Genomic DNA, 25348 nt, shown 5'->3' with positions numbered 1-25348 from the left:
TGCGAGCCTCATTATGGCGACGTCAACACCAATACCGGGCCCAGCAATATCACTACACAGCACGCGGCCACACTTTACAAACACGACTGTAGTACTACGCTCGGCATCGCGGTTGGTGTAGCTGCGGCAACACTGAGCGTTCTCTGCCTCGCACTACTGATACTCACCATCATTGACGCACGCACCAGACGTTCGCCGGCACAGCAACTTACGACGACCGCGGTCTCCTCGAAGACTTTCGGGGCACCCTGAATCCGCTATTGCTCAGCCCTGGACAACTGCGCTAAATCAGACAATGCTGGAAGGGGGTGGCCGCTTCAGGCGGCAACCGAATCAAGGGAATCAGCTTCGACGAATAGGAGAAGATATATGAACACTCCCGAAAAGATTGCATACACCGCCAAAGCAGAGATTACCGGCGGCCGAGACGGCCGTGGTGCCACTGACGACAAGATGGTCGACGTCAGCCTCCGTACTCCCAAAGAACAGGGTGGCCCAGGCGGAGGTGCGAATCCAGAACAGCTCTTCGCCGTGGGTTATGGTGCCTGCTTCCAAAGCGCCTTGGGACTCGCCGGTAAAGAGTTGGACGTTGATACGTCGAACTCCGTTGTGAACACCGAGGTCGGGATTGGCAAAGAAGGCGAGAGCTTCGGTCTATCCATAAAACTCATGGTGACCGTGCCCGATGTCGATAAAGAGACCGCGCAGAAGGTCGTCGATCGCACCCACGAGCTGTGCCCATACTCCAAGGCCATACGTGGCAATATCCCAGTCGAAGTCAAAGCTGTTTGAGATAGCTTCCTACTCGTGAGCGAGGCCCCGGCGAGAATTCGTCGGGGCATTCGTGTCCCTTGGGACTGAGATGCAGCGAGAATCTCCACACCCGCCGGGGCAAAGTTCTCAATTTCGAAAGTCCAGGATATACTGTGACCCGAAGCATAACTGAATTTGGCCGTGCATAGCAGGCGGGAGAGCCCACTCGTTGGGCACCGACGGTGCAACTTCCTCCCCAGGAATCTCTCAGGTACCCATACCGCTTACTACAGGCCAATCTGGAAAGCAGTCGAACATTCGACTCACCGACGGGGCAACCAGCTACTGGAAAACTCTCAGGTCAATAACAGATGGGGAGGGATCCGAAACGGATAACACTATCCACCCCAAGGAGATCCCATGGCTGTCTATGATCTAGCCAACTTTGCTCATCGTCACCTTGGCCCACGCGAATCCGGCGTTGCAGAAATGCTGGAAGCGTTAGGCTACGAGGACTTAGACGCGCTGACGACCGCTGCAATGCCAGCAAACATTGCCCAACCCGAACCACTCGTGCTGCCCGATGCTCTGACCGAAACCCAAGCGCAAGCACGACTCCGCGAACTCGCCGCGAAAAACACCGTCAAAAAATCCATGATCGGACAGGGTTTCTACGACACCATTACTCCGGCGGTCATTCGCCGCAACGTGGTGGAAAACCCGGGCTGGTACACCGCCTACACCCCATATCAGCCAGAAATTTCGCAGGGCCGACTCGAAGCCGTACTGAACTTCCAAACGATGGTCGCCGACCTCACCGGCCTAGAAATCGCCAATGCCTCCCTGCTGGATGAATCATCGGCGGCAGCAGAAGCTGTGCTCATGATGCGACGGGCCAACCGCAAACACTCCGACGCACCCGTCGTTGTCGACACGAACATCTTCCCGCAGACACTCAGCGTGATCATGGGGCGCACCCGTTCTCTGGGTGTTGAAACAATACTCGTGGATCTGGCGGCCGATGGCCTACCAGAAGTCGACCTGTGCGGTGTGATCGTACAGCAGCCCGCCGACGACGGTGCGATCGTCAACCATCAAAAGGTTTTTGATGAAGCCAAAGAACGCGGTGCAATGATCAGCGTGATCGCCGATCTACTGTCATTGACCCTGATCACCCCGCCCGGCGAGCAAGGTGCCGACATCGCGGTGGGCACCACCCAACGGTTTGGTGTTCCACTGTTCTACGGTGGGCCACACGCCGCCTATATGGCCACCCAGGAGCGGTTTGTTCGCCAAATGCCGGGCCGTCTGGTGGGGGTATCTAAAGATATGGCAGGCACACCCGCATACCGTCTGGCACTGCAAACACGTGAACAACACATCCGCCGAGAAAAAGCTACCTCAAACATCTGTACCGCCCAGGCACTGCTGGCCGTTATGGCTGGCATGTACGGTGTATACCACGGTCCAGAGGGCGTTACGGAAATCGCCCAGCGCACCCACGGCATGGCAACCAGGTTGGCAGCCTCGCTGCGCGACGCAGATTTTGACCTCGCCAACGAACATTTCTTCGACACCGTGGTCGTCACCGTCAATGACGTCGATGCCACAATCGCCAAGGCCGACGATGCCGGGTATAATCTGCGGCGCTTCTCCGATACCCAAGTGGCCATCTCCACCGATGAGACCACGACCGACGCCGATGTCGAAGCATTAGCCGCTGTATTCGACGCCGAGGTTGGTGACGGTGAGACAGCGGTTAACACCGAGTTGGTCCGCGAGTCCGAGTTCATGACCCACGAGATTTTCCAGACGATTCGTTCGGAAACCACGATGATGCGGTACTGCCGTCGTCTGGCTGATCGTGACCTGGCATTGGACCGCACGATGATCCCGCTGGGTTCGTGCACCATGAAGCTCAATGCTGCGGCCGAAATGGAAGCTATCACCTGGCCAGAATTTGCCGGAATCCACCCGTACGCACCGCTTGAGCAAGCCGCGGGCTGGCAGGAACTGATCAAGGATCTGGAATCACAGCTCGAAGCCATCACCGGATATGCGGTTGTATCACTGCAGTCCAATGCCGGTTCGCAAGGTGAATACGCAGGATTGCAGGCGATCCGACAGTATTTGAAAGCCCAGGGCGAGATGGAACGTGACATCTGTATCATCCCGGCATCAGCTCACGGCACCAATGCCGCCTCGGCTGTGCTTGCCGGTCTGCAAGTCGTCGTGGTCAAGACCGCCGACGACGGTTCGATCGACTCCGCACACCTCGATGAGGTCTTGGACAAACACGGTGATCGCATTGCCGCCATCATGATTACCTACCCTTCCACCGCCGGGATTTATGACACCGATGTGGTCGACATCTGCGAGAAGATCCACAACGCCGGCGGACAGGTCTATATTGATGGTGCCAACCTCAACGCTCTGGTTGGGTTGGCTCAGCCGGGCAAATTTGGTGGCGATGTTTCCCACCTGAACTTGCACAAAACGTTCTCCATTCCGCACGGTGGGGGAGGACCCGGCGTCGGTCCGGTGTGCGTTGCCGAACACCTGATCCCACACTTGCCAGCAGAACCAAACGGTCCGCTGCCCGATGAATCCACTCCGGTTGCTTCCACGCTGCATGGTTCTGCCGGTGTTCTCCCCATCACCTGGTCATATATCACCATGATGGGCGCCGAAGCCCTTAAGGAAGCCACCCAGGTTGCCGTGTTGTCCGCAAACTATCTGGCCCATCGCCTGAAGGATCATTTCCCGGTCCTGTACACCGGTCTCAATGATCTGGTCGCACATGAGTGCATTTTGGATCTTCGTGAGATCACCAAGAAGACCGGCGTGACCGCCGAAGACGTATCCAAGCGGTTGATGGACTTCGGATTCCACGCGCCGACCATGGCGTTCCCGGTACCCGGCACCCTGATGGTAGAGCCCACTGAATCTGAAGACCTCGACGAACTCGAACGCTTCGTCACCGCGATGATCACGATCCGTGAAGAAATAACTGAGATCGAAGACGAAAAGGTTTCGGTTGAAGCCTCAGTGCTCCGCAACGCACCACACCCGGTCGCCGACGTAGTGTCCTCAGACTGGGATCGCGCCTACTCGGTAGAACAAGCAGCCTTCCCGGTCCCAAGCTTGCGGGTGGATAAATACTTCACTCCGGTATCACGAGTCGATCAGGCCGGGGGCGACCGCAATCTGATCTGCTCCTGCCCACCACCAGAAGCTTTTGAGCTGAACTAGGAGCCCAAACATGACGCTAAGAACCACTGAATTGTTTGAGGCTCACGATGCGCTGGGCGCAAGCTTCACGGACTTCAACGGCTGGAACATGCCGCTGAAATACTCCTCAGAGATGACCGAACACCAAGCGGTCCGCCAGGCTGTGGGAGTCTTTGACCTATCGCATATGGGTGAGATATTCGTAACGGGCCCTGATGCCGTCACAGGACTCAACACCGCCCTGGCCGGCGACTTCTCAAAAATGACCGTTGGCCGGGCAAAATATACGGTCATGCTCACCGAGCAGGGCACGATCTTGGACGATCTGATTGTCTACCGGCTGGGCGAGGACCGCTACCTGATGGTTCCCAACGCGGGCAATGCCCAAGCCGTATCGGATGCGGTACATGAACGGTTGCACTCCATGGACGTCACGATCGACGACGCCACCGAGGAGCTGTCCCTGCTGGGGATACAAGGGCCCAAAGCCCCGGACCTCGTAGCAGCTTTGGGCGATGACTTTGCGGAAGTAGCGTCCTCGTTGAAAAACTATCGGGTCACGGAGTTACACGTGGAAGGCAGCACGTGGATCGTGGCTCGCACCGGCTACACGGGTGAAGACGGTTTTGAAATTATCACGCCCAATGACGATATCAATCAGTTGTGGGACGGCCTCTTTGCTGCAGATGCTGGGATCACGGTCACGCCGTGTGGGTTAGCGAGTCGAGACTCACTGCGCTTGGAAGCCGGAATGCCACTGTACGGTAACGAACTGTCAACGCAGCGCACACCATTTGAGGCCGGCATGGCGCGGATCGTGTCCTTCGATAAGAAAGAACACTTCGTCGGACGCTGTGCCCTCGAACCGCTGCGTGATAACGCCCCGAAGCAAGTGCTCGTCGGCCTCACCAGTGACCAGCGTCGAGCCGGGCGGTCCGGGGCCAACCTGGTGATCGATGGTCAAGTGGTCGGGCACGTCACCTCCGGGATCCCGTCACCGACCCTGTCGCACCCCATCGCGCTGGGCTATATTGATGCCGACCACGCGAACCTCGAAACCGTGGTGGATGTCGAAGTTCGCGGCAAAGCCCTCCCATTTGTCATCACTAAGACCCGGTTCTACTCCCGCTAATACCGAGCAAAAGGACCAATATATGACAGTCGTTAAATCCGCACTACGCTACTCCCCAGAACACGAATGGCTCAATGACGAAGACCCGGTGCGTATCGGCATCACCGACTACGCGGCCGACCAACTCGGCGACGTCGTCTTCGCCGAACTTCCCGAGGTTGGTGACACCGTCACCTCCGGTGAGGTCTGCGGCGAACTGGAATCAACCAAATCGGTGTCCGAACTCTATTCACCGGTCACCGGCACCATTGTCGAAGCCAATGACGACGTAGTCCAAAACCCGGAACGCATCAACGAAGACCCCTACGGTGCCGGCTGGCTGTTCACCGTCGAGGTGACCGAAGAAGGCGAACTGCTCACCGCAGAACAATACGCCGAACAAACCGAAGGCACCGTCGAGTAACAACCAGACCATTTTGGTCCGGAAGTGTTCACGGTCTGCGATGAAACGTCACCGAACGCCACGTTCGGAATATTCATAGCCTCACAACCCTTATCATTGGGACTAAAGGACTTCTTGAAAGGGTATGATCCTGTGACCGACCACACTTCCGGGCCATCATCTGAACCTGTCACCAAAGCCCATGATCCCTTCGGGTTTGTCGGGCTGACCTATGATGACGTCTTGCTGCTACCCAACATGACCGACGTCATCCCCGCAGATGCCGACGTCTCCACCCAACTGACCAAACGCATCCGCATCAACACCCCGGTTATTTCCGCAGCGATGGACACCGTCACCGAAGCACCACTGGCCATCGCCATGGCACGCTACGGTGGTCTGGGCGTCATCCACCGCAACCTGTCGATTCAAGACCAGGCTGCAGAAGTAGACAAGGTCAAACGGAACGAGTCCGGCATGATCACCGACCCGGTGACCATCTCGCCCCGCGCCACCCTGGCGGAATGGGACGACCTCTGCGGCCGCTACCGCATCTCTGGTCTGCCCGTGGTCGATGAGCACATGGTGCTATTGGGCATCATCACCAACCGTGATACCCGTTTCGTGCCACGCGAGGAATACGACACCACCCAGGTCCACGAGATCATGACCAAAATGCCACTGGTCACCGCGCCCTTCAACGTCAAACGCGAAAATGTCGTCGACCTGCTCCAAGAGCACCGCATCGAGAAGTTGCCTCTGGTTGACGCCGACAACAAACTCGAAGGCCTCATTACGGTCAAGGATTTCGACAAAGCCCAAGAATTCCCGAATGCCGCCAAAGACGACGAAGGCCGACTCCGCGTTGGCGGTGCCGTTGGATTCTTTGGTGACGGTTTCGAACGCGCCATGACACTCGTCGAAGCCGGCGTGGACCTGCTGGTGGTTGACACCGCAAACGGCCACACCCAAGGCGTGCTCGACATGGTCGCCAAACTCAAAGACGATCCCGCAGCCAGGCACGTCGACGTCATCGGCGGCCAAGCAGCCACGTATCAGGGTGCAAAAGCCCTCGTCGATGCCGGCGTTGACGCTGTAAAGGTTGGCGTTGGCCCAGGATCCATTTGCACCACGCGCGTTGTTGCCGGTGTGGGTGTACCACAGGTTACCGCCATCTACGAAGCAGCCAAGGCAGCCATCCCAGCCGGTGTGCCCATCATCGCAGACGGTGGACTGCAGCACTCCGGTGACATCGGCAAGGCACTGGTGGCCGGTGCGAACTCCGTCATGCTCGGCTCACTGTTGGCCGGTACCGCCGAGTCACCGGGCGACCTGGTGTTCTACAACGGCAAACAGTTCAAGACCTACCGCGGCATGGGGTCGCTGGGTGCCATGCAAACTCGCGACGGCTCACGCTCCTATTCCAAAGACCGGTACTTCCAAGCCGATGTCCCGGATGATGAAAAACTCATCCCGGAAGGCATCGAAGGCCAAGTGCCATACCGTGGCCCCATCGGTGCTGTCCTGCACCAGCTAGAAGGTGGGCTGCGGCAGACCATGTTCTACACCGGTTCCGAAAACATTGAGATGCTGCAGCGCGACGGCCGGTTCGTCCGCGTGACCGCCGCAGGACTCAAAGAATCTCACCCGCACGACATTATGATGACGGTAGAAGCACCAAACTATCGCACCAAATAAAATGTCGGTGTAGACCCAAGCGCTAAAACCCATCCGTACCGGATAGAAACTGGATATACGTGAGCTACGAAGTTGAAATTGGCCGAGGCAAACGCGGCAGACAAGCCATGCCCCTGGACGCAGTATCAATTGTGCCTACCCGCCGCACACGCGACCCCGAAGATGTCTCGTTGGACTGGCAGATCGACGCGTTTAAATTCTCCATGCCCGTCATCGGGGCGCCCATGGACTCGGTGATGTCACCGGCCACCGCAATCCAACTGGGTCAACTTGGCGGTATGGGCGTGCTGAATCTCGAAGGGCTATGGACTCGCTATGAGAACCCACAACCCGTCCTCGATGAAATCGCTGCCCTGAAGGCTCAACAGTTTTCACCAGAGAACACAGCGCGCCTCCAAGAGCTCTATGCAGCACCCATTCAACCCGATCTCATTTCCGCACGAATCGAAGAGATCCGTGAAGCCGGCGTAGTTGTTGCCGGCGCCTTGACGCCACAGCGCACCCAGGAATTCTACAAAACCGTCGTCGACGCCGGCGTGGACATGTTTGTCATTCGCGGCACGACGGTGTCAGCGCAGCACGTATCAGAAACCAAAGAACCACTGGATTTGAAAAAGTTCATCTACGAACTCGATGTGCCAGTCATCGTCGGGGGAGTGGCCGGCTATACGCCCGCACTGCATCTGATGCGGACCGGTGCGGCCGGTGTGCTGGTCGGTTTTGGCGGCGGTGCCTCTTCGACTACACGCCGTGCCCTGGGTATTCGGGTTCCAATGGCCACTGCCATATCCGATATCGCTGAAGCACGCCGTGACTACATGGATGAATCCGGGGGGCGCTATGTCCACGTCATTGGTGATGGCGGCACGGGGAATTCGGGCGACATCGTCAAAGCAATTGGTATGGGCGCCGACGCCGTCATGCTGGGTACCACCCTGGCGCGCGCTGACGAAGCACCCGGTAAAGGCTGGCACTGGGGTCTAGAAGCCGCGCATTCAGAATTCCCACGCGGCGATCGCACCCACGTGGGCACCGTTGCAGGGATGGATGAACTGTTGCTGGGGCCGACCAACCACACCAACGGCACCGCAAATCTCATGGGCGCACTGCGTCGGGCCATGGCTTCCACCGGATACACGGATCTCAAAGACTTCCAAAAAGTCGAAGTGCAGATCTCACCGACCTACACGGGATGATAGATACTTGCTACGTACCGCACTAAAGCCCCGGTGGATCGGATTTTTCCTCCTCACCATGGTGGTGGCAGCACTGTTCGTGTTGCTCACACAATGGCAATTCGAACAGTCCACCGCCAACCAACCGCGCGACCACGCTGAGACAGAAACGCCGGTCGCGCTGACGGAACACTTCGAGCCCGGCGCGCCAATGATGACGGATCAAGCCGACCAGATGGTGACATTTCGCGGCAACCTCAACCTTGAGAACACCGTCCAAGTCGAATCACGTGTCGAAGAAGGCAACCTGGGGCTGTGGCTCGTCTCAGAAGCAACCGTTGACGGCGCACCCGATGGGTACCGAATCCCCGTCGCCTGGGGCTGGGTCGAAGAAGAAATCGAAGCTGACACAGCCGAACTCACCGAAATGTTTGAACAGGCCACCGATGTCTCAGCCCAAGACATGATGGAATTTGAGGGGCGTCTCATCCCGGGTGAAGGACCAACACCCAATACCAACCACGCTAGTGAGCCCGTCAGAACGCAAATGCTTGCGACATCCCAATTGGTCAATCTCTGGGATCAGGACCTCTATGCCGGATATGTGGTGGCCGAAAAATTCACCGTTGACTCAACGGAACATGTCGTATCGGGTGCAACCGATGTTCAACCTGTTGATGTGGCACCTCAGCCAGAAGAAACCGAAGTCGCATGGCTGAACATTTTCTACGCGATTGAATGGTTCATCTTCGCCGTCTTCTCGCTGTTTTTGTGGTGGCGCTTCGTTCGCGACGACTACCTGAAAGATCAACGCGAAGAAGAGCTCGACGAGCTCTGGGAACAACACTGGCGTGCCCAAGAACTCCAACGGCTCCGCGATCAAGCGCGGAAAGAAAAGGTTGCCGCCGAGCAGGCCTACCGGGTCTATCATGGGTATAGCTCCGACGACCAGAAAGACTCACGAGAATCATGACAGATAAACCGACACCCCCGGTCGATCCCACGACCCTGCCGGACCCAGAAGACATCACCGAGGACGACGTTGGACAAGCACCACCCCGCCCCGAGGGCAAAAAGAAGCGGCGCTTTGGTGGCACACATCGCCAGATTCGCAGCGCTCAACGGCTCTACACGGTGACCGCCTGGTTCAGTGGTATCTTTCTGCTGCTACTCGTCGTCCAAATGATTGTGAAATATGGTTTTGGATACGAAATGTTTGCCGGCGGCGTCGCTGAAGATGGCACTGAATTTATTCTGGGCTTCTACCACCAGGATGCCGTACTAGAAGGTGTGAACATCTCCCTGCTGATCCTGATCATCCACGGTTGGGGATATGTAATCTACCTCTTAGGCTGCTTCCGCTTGTGGGCCATGATGCGTTGGGGCGGCATACGTCTCATGGCCATGGCCGGTGGTGGCGTCGTGCCGTTTTTGTCGTTCATCGTTGAGAAACGCGTCAATAAAGATGTGCGCCGTGAGCTGGCCGCCCATCCCGAAGCAGTGCTGCGGTACTAGACCGTACGCGCCGTCAATCAATCCGTTCCACTACATTGGATGCTATGATGACTACACCCCAAAACGCTGCCGTACAACACCAAGACACCGTCATCGTCGTCGACTACGGCTCCGACGACGCCCAAGTTCTGTCTCGCCGGATCCGCGAAGCCAAAGTGTACTCTGAGGTCTATTCCTACACCGCGTCGGCTGACACGATTTTGGCGGCCCGCCCGGCAGCACTGGTCATCGCAGCCCGGTCATCGGCAGCCGAAGACGTCGCGGTCGTCGACCCGAAATTACTAGAAGCCGACATCCCAGTTTTGGCCGTTGGTGGCGGGTTTACCGCCGTGTCCAAAGCACTGGGTGCCTCAGTCCGTCAAGCAGACACCCCATTGGCCGGTACCGTTCAGCTGGAGAACATCGACGACAATGCCACGTTGTTTTCGGGACAGCCAACCTCCCAGGACGTTGCGGTGAACCATGCACACGTGGTCACAGAAGCTGCCGCGGGTTTCGTTGTCACAGCATCCCATGCGGACATGCCGGTCGCCGCTGCAGAAGACGCGAAAGCTCAAGTCTATGGTGTGGCCTGGAACCCCGGAACCGCAGATTCACCCCACGGACAGTCTGTGATCAAAAACTTCCTGTTTATCGCCGCGGATCTGGCACCAGACTGGTCTGTTGATTTGGTCATCGACCAGCAAATCGCAAAAATCCGTGAACAAATCGGTGATAAACGAGCACTCGTCGGACTTTCTGGCGGCGTGGACTCCGCGGTTGCTGCAGCACTGGTCCAGCGTGCCGTGGGCGATCAACTCACTGCCGTCTATGTGAACCACGGCTTGATGCGCAAAGATGAATCAGTCGAGATTGAGCGTGCCTTTGGTGCCTCAACCGGTGGTGCAAAGCTGGTCATGGTGGACGCTGAAGACGAATTCCTCAGCGCGTTACATGGAGTGTCCGATCCAGAAGAAAAGCGCAAAATTATTGGCGAACGGTTCATTCGCACCTTCGAACAAGCCCAAGCCGACATCGTGGCTGCCTCGGCGCATGATCCAGACGCCACCGATGTCCAATTTCTCGTGCAAGGCACCGTGTATCCGGATGTGATTGAATCCGGCGACGCCGATGGTTCCAAGGTCATCAAATCCCACCACAACGTTGGGGGACTGCCCGAGGATCTGGAATTTGAGCTCGTGGAACCCCTCCGTCAACTGTTCAAGGACGAAGTCCGTGAGGTAGGTACCCAACTCGGACTGCCCGATGAAATCGTATGGCGGCAACCCTTCCCCGGCCCAGGTCTTGGTATCCGCATCGTCGGAGCCATCAGCAAACAACGACTCGACCTGTTACGTGAAGCCGATGCGATCGTGCGCGAAGAGCTCACCGCCTCGGGACTGGACCGCGAAATCTGGCAATCCCCGGTCGTATTGCTCGCCGATGTGCGTTCCGTCGGCGTCAACGAGGGCGGCCGCACCTACGGCCACCCGGTGGTCTTGCGTCCAGTGGTCTCCGAAGATGCGATGACCGCACGCTTCGCACGGATCCCATATGACATTCTCGATCGGATTTCCCAGCGCATCACCGCTGAAGTCGACGGCATTAACCGCGTGGTGCTCGACATTACCGGCAAACCACCGGGAACCATCGAATGGGAATAAACTGACGACGTGGGGGATTTTTCGGGTGTGGCAACGCAAAAGTCCGGTGGTTTGGTACTAGAGTCGTGAAGGTGCAACCTGTATCAACCACAGGAAGGATGAGCGTGAGCCACGGAAAAAATGACGTCGACCATGACGATATAGCGTCGTCCGCCGACGAGGTTGATGTACGACTTGAGGTTGCCGCAGCCGAGTCTGGGTTCCACGAAACAGAGCTTCCCGAAAATACTGAGTTCTCCGACGATTCAGAACGCGTGGAAGAAAACTTCTTCGCGGACGAAGATCCGGTGGATCCTGTTGAGGTGGCTGAACAGGACTTCTCGCGGTGGCTTTCCGAAATCGCAACCGGCACCGAATCCGACACCATGCTGCGGTATGCACCCACGATATCCAATTCCATTGACGTCACGCATTCCCAACCCAGCGGGCTCACCCAATTTCTCTCGGCTCGTCGCACCAGACTGACCACACTGCTGCGGGATCAACCCGAAATGCAGCGCAGTCTTGAGACCGCTGAAGCCATCGACGCCAAAGTCCAAGAGCTCGTGGCCGACCGTGGCATTAACGTCGGCCACGTTGCTGCAGGACTGGCAACTTGGCGCACTACCGAAAACGGTGTTAACCAGCAAATGTCGGCACCCGTGTTGCTGGCTCCGGCCCGTTTAGCCGCCCGTCCAAACCGGGACGACTACGACGTGCAAATCGTAGGGCCGGCACGACTCAATCCTGCTCTGGTGCGTTTCTTCGCAAGTCACTACGGTATTACGCTGGATCCTCAACAGTATGAGGAAGCCGCCTACACCACCGCGAAACTCGAGCCCCACCCAACCTTGGACCTCCTGCGAGGGCATACCTCAAAGGTTCGTGGATTGGTCGTAGAACACCGGCTGCTCATCTCCACGTTTGCGGACCTGTCAGACACCGCATCCAGTGAAGTAGTAGACCCTGACCACAAGGTGATTACAGCACTCTATGAGGTCGGTGCAGGCACCGATGACGCAGGCTTCGGGGATGAAGCGCCGCAGCTAGCATTCGAGCCCGTCCCGCTAGATGAGCGCGATCCGGCCGACGAAATCCTCGTGGCTGATTTGGACCGCTCCCAACAACGAGCAGTCGATCATATCGTTGCCGGTGAGTCTCTGGTGGTCTCGGCCCCACCCGGCACCGGCCAAACTCAAACCGCCGTGGCTGCCGCGGCCGGTCTCGCCACCGAAGGTATACGCGTGCTGGTCATCGCCGAGAAGACCTCGACGCTCAACGAGTTCGCCAATCGACTCGCGGCACACCAACTCGACCCGCTGCTCTTCAGCGTTCAGGCTGACACCGGACCGCAAGAAGTGACCGAACAACTCGTGCGTTCGCTACTGTCTGCCGAGCGTGCCAAAGAACCCGCGGTCCGACGCATCCACGACACCCTCCGCGACGTCCGTCGACAGCTCCTGGACCACTCCGAGTCGCTGCACGAGGTACGCGAACGCTGGCAATGCTCGCCGATCCAGGCAATGAACGAACTGGTCACCCTGATGAACGCCGAGCCAGCACCGGCGACATCGGTGCGGTTGAAACGCTCCGTCCTCGATGCCACCGTGGATCGCGAACAGGTAGCCGAACAACTCCGCTACGCGGCCGAACTGGGCGCGTTCGAAGCATCCTCCACCGAATCGCCCTGGTACGGTGCCCGGTTACGCAATGTGCATGAAGCTGAAGCCGCATTAGAGCTCGCCCAACGAGTCCACGATGACCTGTCAGATGTGGCACCGCGCTTCGAAGCCGCCACCACGCACGCCCAGCTGACCATGGGTGCCAATATTACGCAGTGGATTCAACAGGTCGAACTGTTGCGCGAAGTCCGCGACACCCTGGATAAATTCACCCCGGATATCTTCGACCGGCCCGTGACCGATCTCATCGCGGCCACGGCAAGCGGTTCTTGGCGAAAACAGCAAGGCATCGACATGTCTGCAATGACCCGTACTCGGCTGCGCTGGCTAGCACGCGAATACATCCGCCCCGGCGTCGACGTACCGAACTTGCACGAAGCGCTCATCAAAGTCCAAGATCAACTGACCAGTTGGAATGAATGGACCTCTTCCAAGCGCAACCCGGTCATCCCCACCGGAGTCGAAGCGTTGGCCACCGACGCCGATCGGCTGCATGAAAATCTTGACCGGCTCCAAGACATGCTCGCACCGGCAGAATCCGAAACCGAGCACCTGACCCGCATGGATGCCGGGGACCTGCACGATGTGTTGTCCAAACTCGTTGAAGATTCACACACGCTGCACACCCTGCCAGAGCGCACCATTGTCATTGATCAGCTCACCGAGCAGGGCCTGGAAGAACTCCTCGACGATTTCCAAGCACGTGGTGTGACATCCGACCAAGTGACATTAGAGCTCGAAGTTGCCTGGTGGCAGTCAGCACTAGAAGCCATGCTCTCCGCCGACGAACACTTAGCGGCGACCACCGGCGAACAGCTGGCCAAGCTCGAAGAAGAATACCGAATCGCCGACACTGCGCACTTGGAATCCGGCCCTTCACGCGTCCGCCACAGCCTGGCGGCGACCTGGGAGAAGGCCACACGGGATTACCCGGATGCCGCGGATTCCCTGCGACGCTTGCTCCGTACCGGTGCTGCCAATGTCGAAACCGTACTGGGCATCAATCCGAAGTTGTTGCAGCCCCTGGTGCCCATCTTGACCACCTCGCCGCTGGCGCTTGCCGAACTGCCCCCATCGGTGACCTTTGACACCGTGCTGGTACTGGACTCCGAGACCATCGGGTTGGCCACCGGGCTGGGCGCCATCTCGCGTGCCACACAAGTCGTTGCGTTCGGTGACGCGGTGTCCGGACGAGCCGTCGGGTTCCAAGTGTCGATTGATCCGACCGCACGCGCATCGGACCCGCGCCAAGCAGAATCCGTGCACCAAGCACTCACCCGGGTGCTCCCCGTCGTGCCACTGAACATCGTGCACCGCGGCGTCAACCAATATCTGGCCCGCACACTCGGCGAACAACTCTACGAAGGCAGCCTCGACAGGGCCCCAACACCCCAAGAAATCGCCACCAGTTCCCAAACCGGGATGAGCGTGGAATACCTCACCGAACCTGGCAGCCCAGGGATGGGCGACGACGGGGTCGAATCCACGACCGCCGAGGTCACACGCACCGTCGATGCTGTCTTCGAGCACTTTCGGGACTCCCCAGAACAATCGCTTGCCGTCATTGCGGCTAATGGTGCCCACGCGCGACGTATTGCCGAATCCATCCGCTACAACCTGCCAAACCACCGGTGGGCGACCAAGTTCTTTAGTGCCAAAACCTCACCCAGTGGCGAAGCATTTGTGGTGGCACCCATGGAGCGCGCCCACGGTATTGTGGCCGACCACGTGATCTTCACACTGGGCTATGGTCGCACAGCCACCGGCAAAGTGGTCCACCACTTCGGACCGCTATCTGAACAGCACGGTGTGGAATACTATGCCATGTCATTTACGCGGGCGCGTACCCACCTGAGCGTGTTCACCGCCATCCACCCGCATGAGATCAACTTCGACAATCTCATGTCAGGTGCTTACCACTTCTGGGAACTGCTAGTGAATCTTCCGGCCACGAGTGGCCAACCGGTCGACGGGGGAGCGGGGGAACCGTTGGATCACCTCAGTGAGGACTTCGTCCAACATCTGACCGAACGTGGGGCCGCATATCAGTTCGATACCCATGATTTCACCGACCTGTTGCTCTACACCCCACAGCATCACGCCGCACAGTTCCACTCCGAGCATTACCAGCCCACCGCGGTGTCCTATGATGGGGCAACCCGTCACCACGATGCACCCGTTCGAACACGGACTCGCACCATACCAGGGCAACTTGCACAGCTTGGCTGGCGCAATGACACCCTGTGGGCCATTGATGTGTTCACCGACCCCATGAGCGTTACCGACGGATTCGCAGCACAACTGCAATTACCAGCGGCCTCGGGTTTCAAGGCAGCAGACGAGGACACAGAAGACTGAGCTGATGGGTCACGACAACGACGAGATTCAAGGCAAGCGGCGCCCTCGGCGGGCCACGGTTGCCGGAACTGGTCCCGCCTCGGCAGATGGTCCCGAACCCCGCCTGGATGACCTCCAACCGGACCCTAAGCACAAGCCCAGCAAAGAAAAATTATCCGAGCGGGATCGCTGGATGCTGGACGAAAAACCGCCGCACTACTGAACCCACACCAGCCCGGTAGACGCTGTCACCACGGCCTGGACCGGTAGGTCATGGGCTTCGATGGGAAACGCCTCGTCATCGGCGGCGAAATACTCGTGATCAAACAGCGGTGTCACCAAGAGGGGCTGTTCATCGCTGAGCTCGGAGAGGGCAGCAAGGAAACGGTCATAATAGCCACCGCCCTTGCCCAGTCTGTAGCCACCAGTATCGGCTGCAAGCGCCGGCACCAGGATTACATCGGCATCCGCGACGGCTTCGGGCCCAAACCGTTCACCCACCGGCTCATCGATCGGGGCCAGGGCCGACTGTTCCATCGGTACCCCCGGGTACCAGCGAGTCCACGACATCGAACGATCCTTATTCGAAATCGGCACCCACAGCTCAACACCGTCATTGTGCAAGGCGTGCATCAGCGGATCAGTGTCCGGCTCGGAACCGAACTTGATGGTCATCGCAACCTTGCGTGCATCACGGTGTGCGCTCTCCAAACCGCGATACCAATCGAAAAGTGTCTGGCACAGCACCTCGGACTGCAACTGGCGCTGTGTTATATCGAGTTCCTTGCGTTGGGTAAAAAACTGGGCCCGGAGTTCGGCTTTCGTATCGCTGGTCATAAAACCAATTGTGACACCGGTATGCCCACAAACAAACAGGCCATTGGCGCAGCCCTCCTAGAATGGAACCATGAGCCACTTCTCCGCCGCGCCAATGCGCTGGCCAGTCACGCTGGAGCATCAGCACGTACAGCTGGCGCCACTACGGTACATTCACCGGCGGCAATGGCACGAGATCCGCAGCAGAAATGCGGCCTGGCTTGCACCGTGGGAAGCGACCGATCCGACCGGTAAGAACAATGCCATGACCTATGGTGCGATGGTGCGCGCACACAACCGTGACGGTGGAAACGCAGTCTCCTACCCCTGGGCGATCTTTTTGCAAGACCATGCGACAACACAGTTGGTGGGTCAAATGATTGCGGCCCCGGTGCTGTGGGGATCCATGCGATCCACGGCATTAGGCTACTGGGTGGACCAAGCCCATGCGGGTCGAAATATCGTGCCCACAGCAGTTGCTCTGGCCACCGACTACTTACTCACCCGTGTCGGTTTGCATCGGGTCGAAATCAATATTGTGCCCGATAACGCCGCGTCATTGCGGGTGGTAGAAAAACTCGGGCTGAGGTCCGAAGGTATTCGCAACGACTTCATTCACATTAACGGGCGTTGGCGTGATCACGAATCGTTTGCGATCACTACACCAGAACTTCCCCTCGGCGGATTGCTTTCACGAGTGCCATAACATTCACTTCGACCCCAAAACTGGCAACACACGCTGACAAAGCCGCCAACTTTGCACTGACCGGGTATATCGTTATGAGGGTGGACAACCGTATCCGAGAGCTTGAAGAGTCGCTAGCCGCTACGCTCGGATTCCTGCCCGAAATCGACATCGCGGCTTCGATCGTCGTCGTAGTCGTTGTTGTAGCCGGCTTGATTCTGCTTGCTCGTCGTCCGGATGTCACACAACGGACTCGAAAGAGCCGCGAATCCCGCCAACGAAGGAAAGCTATGAAATCTTCCCCATCTTCGACACCCTCCGGCGGCACTGGATTCTCAATTCGCTGGGGTCGCCTCACTATCTTTGCGGTCGGAGCACTCGCGCTCTTGACCGCCCTCGTGACCTTTTTGGCCGCTCTCTTTGGGGCCGCGACCTGGCTGACAGCCGGCATCAGCGCGCTCATCACGGTAGCAAGTTACGGTGCCCTGCGTGGCCTTGCCATCCTTGACTCCAAAAAACGAGCCCGCGAACGCGAACGTCTCAGCATCTCAGAAGGACTGGAAACCAGTATTGCCACTTACCAGGCTACCGCTCGACAACAGCAGACGCCGGTAGAGCACGACGACGAAGTCTTCGACGTCGCTGACGAACCAGAAACGCCACAAGAACCGGCCGCACCAGTGGCCGAAGCACCCGTGGTCGATACGCCAGCACCTGTGCCGGCCCGCAAGCCACTGCCACGTCCGATGTACCTCGATGCCCCCGAGGTTGCTCGTGACGCACCAGAGCCACTGGAAACTCCACAGGAGCCGGTACCATCTCGTGATGTGCAGCTGAGCGAAGGTGTATCGAGTCAGTACCAAGAAAAGATTACGGAAAAAGCCAACACTCGTCTGGATCTGGACAAAGTACTCAACCGTCGCCGCGCCATCTAGGAAACACCCCAATGCTTACCGGTGGTTTCGGGCCGTTTAGCCGTGCTGACCTCACCGGACTCCTTGGCGCACTGGTCGCCTCAGATCATCGCCGCATGCTCAGTGCCACGCTGCACGATGTCCAATACCGTGCCGGACACTATTATGTGATCGCGGAAGTCTCTGCGCATCACGATGGGGGAGTGGGCCAGTTCTACTACGGCCTGACCACCGCACCGGTGCCCTCCGAAGCGCGCGGCTACGCGACGAAGCTCCACGACTATAATATTTTCGCCTGGGAACATCCCCACGACCCGCTGCTCCCCGGACTCACGCTCGCCGCCACACCCGCCCAGGTGCGGCAACATTTCGCCCCGGATCGTGAACTCACTGCACTACACACCGTCATCTATCGACCGATGAACCGGGCAGTGTTCAAAGCACGCTTGACGCCGCAAACACCCGCTGGCCTCGGCGAGACCCTGTACTTGAAAGTACTCCGGCCCGGCATCGCCCAGACGCTCTACAACATTCACCTCACGCTTGGGGCCGCCGGCGTTCCCGTTGTGCCTCCCATTGCCCCACCGGTAGCAGACGTGCTAACTCTGGCCGGCGGTCAAGGCATGCCACTCGGGGAACTAGCTCGCACTGAAGGAGTGGTCACTCGATTTGATGCACGCCAGCTGATCGACCTGCTCGATCGGTTTCCTCGCGAAATATTGCACTACCCACACCGCGCCTCGTGGGCGGACCGGTATCAAGAATTCATCCAGTCGGCACACCAGGCGATGCCGGAAGAATATGCTCGGCTAGGCCAATTGGCGTATCGCTTTGACCAAGCACACCAGCAGCTGGACCTCGGCCCGGTCGTTCCGACACACGGGGACCTCTATGAGGCGCATATTTTGGTGGATCCGGTGACGGGTGAGATCCGCCAAATTTTGGATGTGGATGGGGCAGGGCCCGGCTATCGGGTTGATGATTACGCATGCCTCATCGGTCATGTCGCAGTGTTAGGATACGCCCACAATCCTCAGTGGGGCTGGCAGACGGCCATGCGATTTTTTGGTCAACTGGCACCATACACGAACCCTCATACGCTCGCGGTACGTTCAGCTGCGGTGGTGGTGAGCCTGATCCCTGGCTACCAGCCTGATGAGCAAACACGGGCCCGAGGTCAACGATACTTACGCGTCGTTGAAGCGCTACTAGAACTGGCGTAGTCAGTCGTCGAAGACGGTGTCCGCACTGAACTCATGTTCGGTCGGCAATGGGGTCTCCACTTCAATACGTTGCGCCTGTTGCTTCATGCGTTCAGAGTCGTGATGCTCACCCTGGCCGCGCAATGCGGTGGACAGCCCCAACAGGGCGGCGCGACGTAGTTCCGGCTGGATGCCTTCGGCCTCAGCGATCGTGGTAAACAGCGTCGTAGCTTCCAACCATTTACTGTCTTCGATCAAGAATTTGCCGGCCATCAACTCACAGCCGTGGCCCATAGCGAGTTCCGCTTCATCTTCGAACATGTCAGCAGCCGTCAATGCGGTCGCAACGGCTTTATTATTTTTGCCAAACAGTTGATACGCGTGCGCTTTCTGGCGAGTCAGTTCAGCAGCCACATAGCGTACCTCGTCATTGCCCGCCAGCTCGATGGCCTTGTCGTAGAGTGCTAAACCCTCGGGCTTCGTCTGGTCGCACAACAACTTCGCCAATTCACGCAGGCCCTGGGTTTCCACCGCGGGATCTTCAGACGCCTTGGCCATCTCCACGGCTTGACGCATCAATTCCTCGGCGTCAGCAAATATCTTCTCATCGTCGGCTTCAACAAGTTTCATACCCGCACCAAGACTGGTGCGAGCCGCCTCACGAACAGCATCAACTTTCAAAAACGCGTCAATGGAATCGCGCCAATGCTTCACCGCATCGGTGTATCGGCCTTGGCGGCATACCGCATTGCCTAAATCAATGAGCGCATGCGCCAAAATCTGGTGGTTGCCAGAAAGTTTTTCGCGGGTGACCAGCGTGGTGAGAACTTCTTCGGCTTCGGTGACTTCACCGGCATCCAATAGCTGGTGACCAAGCGCTGCTACCAGGCCCGAGGTTTCTTCGACCTCGCCCTGTTCAGCCTGGTCAACGGCAACCTTCCACGCCAGAACAGATAACTGGTGTCTATCGACGCGACGAGCAACGGAGGCCACCAGTGAGGCGGCGGAGGCCGCACCGGGCCGAATCTGGAGTCGGGCGTACAACTCGAGCGCACGTACCCCGAAGCTTGCGGCGTCTGGCATATCGTTGCGATGATGCGCGATCACCGCCTGCATCATCCACATTGCGGCTCGCACGGCACGATTACAGCCGGTTTCAAGAATCTGCTGCGACAGCGTATCGGCGGCATCGACTTGTTCATTCATGAATTTCAGATGGGCCAAAAACATTTCGGTATTGGCAAGGGAGCCGGCAGACAAATGGTAGCCGGCATCTGCGCGACGACGCTGTAGTGCGGCCGCCTCTTCGATCAGCTCGAGTGCTTCTTCGCCATTCATCTGGCTCATCTGATGTACGGCCAAACCAATTAAGACATCCGCTAAGACCGTGTCGACCCCGCCCGAAGAGCGCTCTTGATCGGCGACACCCGACAAGACCGTGGAAGCAAACGCATCGGCTTCGGCAAAGAGGATCGAACCGAGTTGATCTTCCATGTCTGCCTGATGCGTTTGACCAAGTGTCCGTAACAGGTCAGTGCGATTCGAAATGGCTTCGAGCATGGCAGCCTCGTCATCGAGCTTATGGTGTACCGAGGCAACCAGCCGATACAGGCCCAGTGCGACCTCAGCCTTTGTACCGACATTGGCCAAACCGTGTGAGGCACACTCTAAGGCTCTCTCGAGATCATCCGCGTAGGCCGCCTCGTGGGCGAGATCTAACCAGCCACGCGCGGTATGTGCAGTTTCGTGCTGAAGATCCGTTGAAGATGGTCCATTACTCAATAACGAACGCAATTTTGGTTCGACCATGGATGGCAAAGCGGATTGGCTGTTTGGTCCTTCAAAATCAGCCGACGACGTCGAGGAATGCATGACTCACAGTCTAGTGATCACTTGGACGCAGTGACGACCACTAGACTGTGGAATTATGGAATTTCAGTGGCGACCAGGGTCTTATGCGCTCATTACGAAACAGGATGAAGTTTTGTTGAGTCTATGGGGGAGCTCCATCGGCTCGTTCTGGACGCTGCCCGGTGGCGGTATTGAATTCGACGAACAACCCGATGTCGCATGCGTGCGTGAAGTCTGGGAAGAAACCGGGTATAACGTTGTGCTCACGAGGTTTTTGTCTGCGGCCACGCATCTCATTCCCGCAGAGAAACGCGTCCCCGGACAGTACCTTCCACTCCAAATTTTGCGTCTGCTCTACACCGCAGAAATCGTCTCCGGAACGCTGCGTCCCGAGGTCGGCGGGTCCTCTACGGATGCGGCGTGGATTCCAATAAGCCAGTTGCATAATCGTTCGATAACCAAGGGCCACCGGGTGTCTGAATGGGTCGGCGAAGCCCTGGAAATGGCAACTGGTACACCCCAAATCACACAAGAATGGTGACAAGCTTGGCGAAGACTTTCCCTACGCGTTTGGTGGTGTTTACTGCCGCGGGGCTGCTGCTGGCTGGCTGTTCCACGGGCGAGCCCGTTGACGCCGCCCATCTGACCATCGCGACGACTCCGGCAGCACTGGATCAAGCAACCTCGCTGGCAGTTGCGGAATACGTCGTATCCCAGGGCGCAGACGTCGAAATACAGTCCCACGATGATCACGAAGCCGTCTTTGCCGCTTTGGATGATGAAACAGCGAGCGATCATGAAGCTATTGCCGTCGTGACAACACCCCAGCAAGCTGACACACAAGACTCCGCGCCGCAACTTCCCGGAGATGTCGATATCGTGGCTCAAGCGCCGGCCGAGTTGGGGCTGACACCCACCGCATCGACGGTTACGGCAGCTCAGTTTGCCCAAGCCCAAAACGAGCAGGCTGTGGCCGACGACCAGACCGATCCTGCCTGTGCTGACCTGACATGGTTGCATACCGTCACTGCACAAGAGGAAATTGACGACCTGCGAACAGCACTGGCCGAAGTAGGGTGTGAGCCGGCCTTTGAAAGCACCGGAGCCATCGATAGTGACACCTATGAGGAGATGACCCGTCGGCTGATCACCGAAGATCAGACCGTGGCGGTGCTCTCGAGTGTTGACCCGGTCATCGCCGATCAAGGGTTGGCGACCTTAGAGCTGGAAACTGAACAGTGGCCCAACACAAATATGGTGGCGGTGGCATCAACCGATATCAATGAGTCACTGGCCGCACACGTGACGGCGGTCGTTGAAGAACTCGACAGTGAAGCCGCCACTGATCTGTTACGTGGCTACCACAATGCCCAAACCTCGACATCGGACTTGCAGTACGAGGTCGATGACGCGATTCGATACTGGTTAGCCAATCAGGATCTGATGGACGACGACACGGTGACTGACTTTTCAACCGACGACGTCGAGTAGTCATCTACAATCAACCTAAACTCAACGGTTTCAGGAGGACCTACGTGACCCGCGCTCACCGCGATATTCGTCAATCATCCAAATTACTCAACGTCCGCTACGATGTTCGCGGTCCGATCCTCGAAGAAGCCCAACGCCTCGAAGCCGCAGGTCACCGCATTATGCGGCTAAACATCGGCAACCCAGCGCCCTTCGGGTTTGAAGCGCCGAATGAGATTCTCAAAGACATGATTGCAAACCTGCCAGAAGCCCAGGGCTACTCGGATTCTAAAGGGATCACCTCGGCACGCAGAGCCGTCTCGCAGTACTACGAAACCGAAGGCATCATGGATATCCGCAGCGATGAGGTGTTCATCGGCAACGGTGTTTCCGAGATGATATCCATGGTCTTGCAGGCCCTGTTGGATGATGGCGATGAAGTACTGATCCCATCACCGGACTATCCGCTGTGGACCGGCGCCACGACACTGTCTGGTGGCAAAGCAGTGCACTACCGTTGCGTCGAAGAAGACGGATGGGTTCCCGATTTGGAGCACCTTGAGTCTCGCATTTCAGAACGTACCAAAGCGCTGGTCATCATCAACCCGAATAACCCTACCGGTGCCGTCTATTCCAAAGAGACATTGGAGGGGCTCTTCGAGATCGCTCGCGAGCATGGCTTGGTGGTCTTGTCTGATGAGATTTATGAAAAAATTCTCTACGAAGACGCCAAACATATTCATGCGGCCTCCATTGCCGATGATGTCCTGGTGATGACGTTTTCAGGGTTGTCGAAAGCCTACCGGGTCGCCGGATATCGTGCCGGCTGGGTAGCGGTCTCAGGCGCGAAGCATCGCGCCACAGACTTTCTTGAAGGCCTGACGTTGCTGGCGAATATGCGGATGTGCTCCAATGTGCCGGCACAACACGTGATCCAAACGGCACTGGGCGGATATCAATCCATCAACGATCTGATCTTGCCGGGCGGCCGCCTACTAGAACAGCGCAACCTTGCCGTGAAGATGCTCCGTGAGATCCCGGGTGTTTCCGTGCAGCAGGCCGATGGAGCACTGTATTTGTTCCCGCGGTTGGACCCAGAAATGTATCCGATCGACGACGACGAGGCATTTGTCATCGAGCTATTGCGGCAACAACAGATCCTGGTCTCCCACGGTGGGGCGTTTAACTACCCGGCTACCGACCATTTCCGGTTGGTAACGCTGCCGTCGGTGCGCGAATTATCCACAGGAATCGAACGCATTGCCGACTTTTTGGAAGACTACCGCTACCGTCACGCCTAAACTCGTCGCGCGGAACCGGGTTTACGCCTCGGGTTGTGCGCTTTGCTGCGTTTCAGCGCGCACCTCTTCGAGACGTTGGCGGGCACCCGTCAGCCACGCCTCACAGCGCCGAGCGAGTGCTTCGCCGCGCTCCCACAGCGCAAGTGATTCTTCGAGACCAGCGCCGCCGGCCTCCAAGCGTTCAACTGTTTGGATCAGCTCGCTGCGGGCCTGTTCGTAGTTGAGTGTGTCAACGTCGGACACATCAGCTGAGGAGAAGCCCTCGACGGCGGGTTGTGGTTGCTCTTTAGTCACGTGGTTGCTCCTGTGTCGTATCGGTTACCGCGGTGGTGGTTGCACTGAGCCGGCCGGCAGCTACCAGAATATCGAGTTCATCGCCGACGCCGACGTCGTTGACGGACCGTAGTATCGTGTTGTGGCGCTGCACTACGGCATAGCCGCGGTTGAGTGTTTGTTGTGGGGAAAGAGATCGTACCCGGGCTTTGAGCTGGCCAATCTGATCGCTGCCACGGTCCAGTTGATGCGCAAACGTCGCTCGGACCCTGCTGAGCATTTGGTGAATTTCATCGCTTCGAGTCGTGATCATGGTGGACGGTTGGGCCATGACCGGACGAGAGCGCAACTGGGCGATCTGTTGGCCCTGTACATCCACGAGACGTTGTACCGCTTGGGCCATGCGCACCCGCGTATCCGCAATGGCCCCTAACTCGACGGCGGCATCGGGCACAATGTTCTTCGCCGCATCTGTCGGGGTGGATGCCCGAAAGTCTGCGACGTCATCGAGCACCGGTCGATCGGCCTCGTGGCCGATGGCCGATACCAATGGGGTGGTCAGATCAGCTGCGGTTCGAACCAGACCTTCATCGGAAAATGGCAGAATGACTTCCTCCAGTGCCCCGCCGCCTCGCGCTACGACAATGACATCGACCGCAGGATTCTCGTCGAGCCTGTGCAGCGCGGCGGCGACTTCTGTACCGACCTGCGGGCCCTGCATTGCGGCATGGACGACCTCGAAGGTGGCACCGGGCCAGCGCAGCAACACATTCCGCTGGACGTCGTGCATCGCATCTGAGTCACGGCCGGTGATGAGTCCGATGCGGTTGGGCAGTACCGGAAGGGGTTTCTTGCGTTCAGGGGCAAAGAGCCCTTCTTCGGCCAGTGCACGTCGCAGGCGTTCTACACGTGCCAGCAGTTCACCGATACCTACGGGCCGCATATCGTTGACGACCATGGTCAGGCGGCCGGTTTTGGTATAGAAGTTTGGTTTGACCAGGGCCACGACCCGGCTACCTTCGGTGATGGAGCTGTCCAAGGTTCGTGCGGTGCGCGCCCAGGCCACCACGGGCAGTGACATTTCCACGTCGAGGTCGCGCATGGTCATCCAGGCATGTCCACGGCTGATGCGGTGTTCGATAAGTTGGCCTTCTACCCAGGTGGGGGAGACGCGTTCGATGTAGCGTTTCAGGTTGTCTGATAATCGCGCGAGCGGCCACGGGTTCTCCGCCGAGGTGTCGGCGGCCTGCTGTGGCTGCGCAGGACTGCTGTGCGCTGGAGTGTGTTCAGTCATCACTTCCACCTAAAC

22 protein-coding genes and 2 riboswitches are annotated in these 25348 nt (G+C 58.0%); of the genes, 18 read left to right on the top strand and 4 right to left on the bottom strand.

Annotation, left to right across the window (positions count from 1 at the left end):
* The 12 genes from ACYVJT_RS12340 to ACYVJT_RS12285 all read left to right on the top strand — a co-directional run.
* Positions 1 to 252: hypothetical protein (locus tag ACYVJT_RS12340; protein WP_499418442.1), on the top strand; the 252-nt coding region annotated here is incomplete at its 5' end.
* Positions 253 to 369: 117 nt separating this feature from the next.
* A complete protein-coding gene (locus ACYVJT_RS12335) occupies positions 370 to 792 on the top strand; it encodes an organic hydroperoxide resistance protein (RefSeq protein ID WP_343959414.1) in 423 nt (140 codons plus the stop codon).
* A gap of 164 nt (positions 793 to 956) precedes the next feature.
* A riboswitch (glycine riboswitch) is annotated at positions 957 to 1046 on the top strand.
* A riboswitch (glycine riboswitch) is annotated at positions 1047 to 1134 on the top strand.
* A gap of 39 nt (positions 1135 to 1173) precedes the next feature.
* Positions 1174 to 4005: an aminomethyl-transferring glycine dehydrogenase gene (gene gcvP / locus ACYVJT_RS12330; RefSeq protein WP_343959416.1), complete on the top strand. Its 2832-nt coding sequence runs from the start codon at positions 1174 to 1176 to the stop codon at positions 4003 to 4005.
* Positions 4006 to 4015: 10 nt separating this feature from the next.
* On the top strand, positions 4016 to 5116 hold the full coding sequence (gcvT, locus tag ACYVJT_RS12325) for a glycine cleavage system aminomethyltransferase GcvT (protein ID WP_343959418.1): 1101 nt from the start codon (positions 4016 to 4018) through the stop codon (positions 5114 to 5116).
* 22 nt (positions 5117 to 5138) lie between these two features.
* Positions 5139 to 5519: a glycine cleavage system protein GcvH gene (gcvH, locus tag ACYVJT_RS12320; protein ID WP_343959420.1), complete on the top strand. Its 381-nt coding sequence runs from the start codon at positions 5139 to 5141 to the stop codon at positions 5517 to 5519.
* A gap of 132 nt (positions 5520 to 5651) precedes the next feature.
* Positions 5652 to 7196 carry an IMP dehydrogenase gene (gene guaB, locus ACYVJT_RS12315; protein ID WP_343959422.1) on the top strand — a complete coding sequence of 515 codons (1545 nt, stop codon included), beginning with the start codon at positions 5652 to 5654 and terminating at the stop codon, positions 7194 to 7196.
* Between the two features lie 59 nt (positions 7197 to 7255).
* Complete coding sequence (locus tag ACYVJT_RS12310) at positions 7256 to 8392, top strand: GuaB3 family IMP dehydrogenase-related protein (protein ID WP_343959424.1); 1137 nt, start codon at positions 7256 to 7258, stop codon at positions 8390 to 8392.
* Between the two features lie 7 nt (positions 8393 to 8399).
* A complete protein-coding gene (locus ACYVJT_RS12305) occupies positions 8400 to 9344 on the top strand; it encodes an SURF1 family protein (protein WP_343959426.1) in 945 nt (314 codons plus the stop codon).
* Positions 9341 to 9886 (top strand): DUF3817 domain-containing protein, encoded by a 546-nt coding sequence (locus tag ACYVJT_RS12300; RefSeq protein ID WP_425579900.1) that lies wholly within the window; start codon positions 9341 to 9343, stop codon positions 9884 to 9886. Before ACYVJT_RS12305 ends, ACYVJT_RS12300 begins: the two co-directional genes overlap by 4 nt.
* Positions 9887 to 9933: 47 nt before the next feature.
* Positions 9934 to 11529 (top strand): glutamine-hydrolyzing GMP synthase, encoded by a 1596-nt coding sequence (gene guaA / locus ACYVJT_RS12295; RefSeq protein ID WP_343959493.1) that lies wholly within the window; start codon positions 9934 to 9936, stop codon positions 11527 to 11529.
* Positions 11530 to 11633: 104 nt separating this feature from the next.
* On the top strand, positions 11634 to 15548 hold the full coding sequence (locus ACYVJT_RS12290; RefSeq protein ID WP_343959428.1) for a DUF4011 domain-containing protein: 3915 nt from the start codon (positions 11634 to 11636) through the stop codon (positions 15546 to 15548).
* Positions 15549 to 15552: 4 nt separating this feature from the next.
* The gene (locus tag ACYVJT_RS12285) at positions 15553 to 15750 is read left to right on the top strand and encodes a hypothetical protein (protein WP_343959430.1); all 198 of its coding nucleotides are present in this window, start codon (positions 15553 to 15555) and stop codon (positions 15748 to 15750) included.
* Here ACYVJT_RS12285 and ACYVJT_RS12280 read toward each other — a convergent pair.
* Positions 15744 to 16364, bottom strand: a complete 621-nt coding sequence (locus tag ACYVJT_RS12280; protein ID WP_343959432.1) for a 5-formyltetrahydrofolate cyclo-ligase — start codon at positions 16362 to 16364, stop codon at positions 15744 to 15746. The two genes, ACYVJT_RS12285 and ACYVJT_RS12280, sit on opposite strands and share 7 nt — an antisense overlap.
* Positions 16365 to 16434: 70 nt before the next feature.
* Between ACYVJT_RS12280 and ACYVJT_RS12275 the strand changes: the two genes are divergently transcribed.
* From ACYVJT_RS12275 to ACYVJT_RS12265, 3 genes are all read left to right on the top strand, one after another.
* Positions 16435 to 17049 (top strand): GNAT family N-acetyltransferase, encoded by a 615-nt coding sequence (locus ACYVJT_RS12275; protein WP_343959435.1) that lies wholly within the window; start codon positions 16435 to 16437, stop codon positions 17047 to 17049.
* Positions 17050 to 17129: 80 nt separating this feature from the next.
* Positions 17130 to 17963 carry a hypothetical protein gene (locus tag ACYVJT_RS12270; protein ID WP_343959437.1) on the top strand — a complete coding sequence of 278 codons (834 nt, stop codon included), beginning with the start codon at positions 17130 to 17132 and terminating at the stop codon, positions 17961 to 17963.
* An 11-nt stretch (positions 17964 to 17974) separates the two neighbouring features.
* Complete coding sequence (locus ACYVJT_RS12265; protein ID WP_343959439.1) at positions 17975 to 19165, top strand: aminoglycoside phosphotransferase family protein; 1191 nt, start codon at positions 17975 to 17977, stop codon at positions 19163 to 19165.
* Here the strand turns inward: ACYVJT_RS12265 and ACYVJT_RS12260 are convergent, their stop codons facing one another.
* Positions 19166 to 21016: a hypothetical protein gene (locus ACYVJT_RS12260; protein WP_343959442.1), complete on the bottom strand. Its 1851-nt coding sequence runs from the start codon at positions 21014 to 21016 to the stop codon at positions 19166 to 19168.
* Positions 21017 to 21071: 55 nt separating this feature from the next.
* Here ACYVJT_RS12260 and ACYVJT_RS12255 point away from each other — a divergent pair, with 55 nt between their 5' ends.
* From ACYVJT_RS12255 to ACYVJT_RS12245, 3 genes are read left to right on the top strand one after another with little or no spacing between them, the layout of a single operon-like run.
* The gene (locus ACYVJT_RS12255) at positions 21072 to 21536 is read left to right on the top strand and encodes an NUDIX hydrolase (RefSeq protein WP_343959444.1); all 465 of its coding nucleotides are present in this window, start codon (positions 21072 to 21074) and stop codon (positions 21534 to 21536) included.
* A gap of 5 nt (positions 21537 to 21541) precedes the next feature.
* On the top strand, positions 21542 to 22486 hold the full coding sequence (locus ACYVJT_RS12250; protein WP_343959446.1) for a hypothetical protein: 945 nt from the start codon (positions 21542 to 21544) through the stop codon (positions 22484 to 22486).
* Between the two features lie 44 nt (positions 22487 to 22530).
* Positions 22531 to 23766, top strand: coding sequence for a pyridoxal phosphate-dependent aminotransferase (locus ACYVJT_RS12245; RefSeq protein WP_343959448.1), 1236 nt, complete (start codon positions 22531 to 22533; stop codon positions 23764 to 23766).
* Positions 23767 to 23787: 21 nt separating this feature from the next.
* Here the strand turns inward: ACYVJT_RS12245 and ACYVJT_RS12240 are convergent, their stop codons facing one another.
* Positions 23788 to 24060 carry an exodeoxyribonuclease VII small subunit gene (locus ACYVJT_RS12240; protein ID WP_343959451.1) on the bottom strand — a complete coding sequence of 91 codons (273 nt, stop codon included), beginning with the start codon at positions 24058 to 24060 and terminating at the stop codon, positions 23788 to 23790.
* Entirely contained in the window at positions 24053 to 25333 is a 1281-nt protein-coding gene (xseA, locus tag ACYVJT_RS12235; protein WP_343959453.1) for an exodeoxyribonuclease VII large subunit, read from the bottom strand. Before xseA ends, ACYVJT_RS12240 begins: the two co-directional genes overlap by 8 nt.
* Between the last annotated feature and the right edge of the window lie 15 nt (positions 25334 to 25348).

This window comes from Yaniella soli (genome assembly GCF_054782375.1).
The sequence above is the reverse complement of the archived record's forward strand: the minus strand, read 5'-3'. Positions and strand labels throughout refer to the sequence as shown.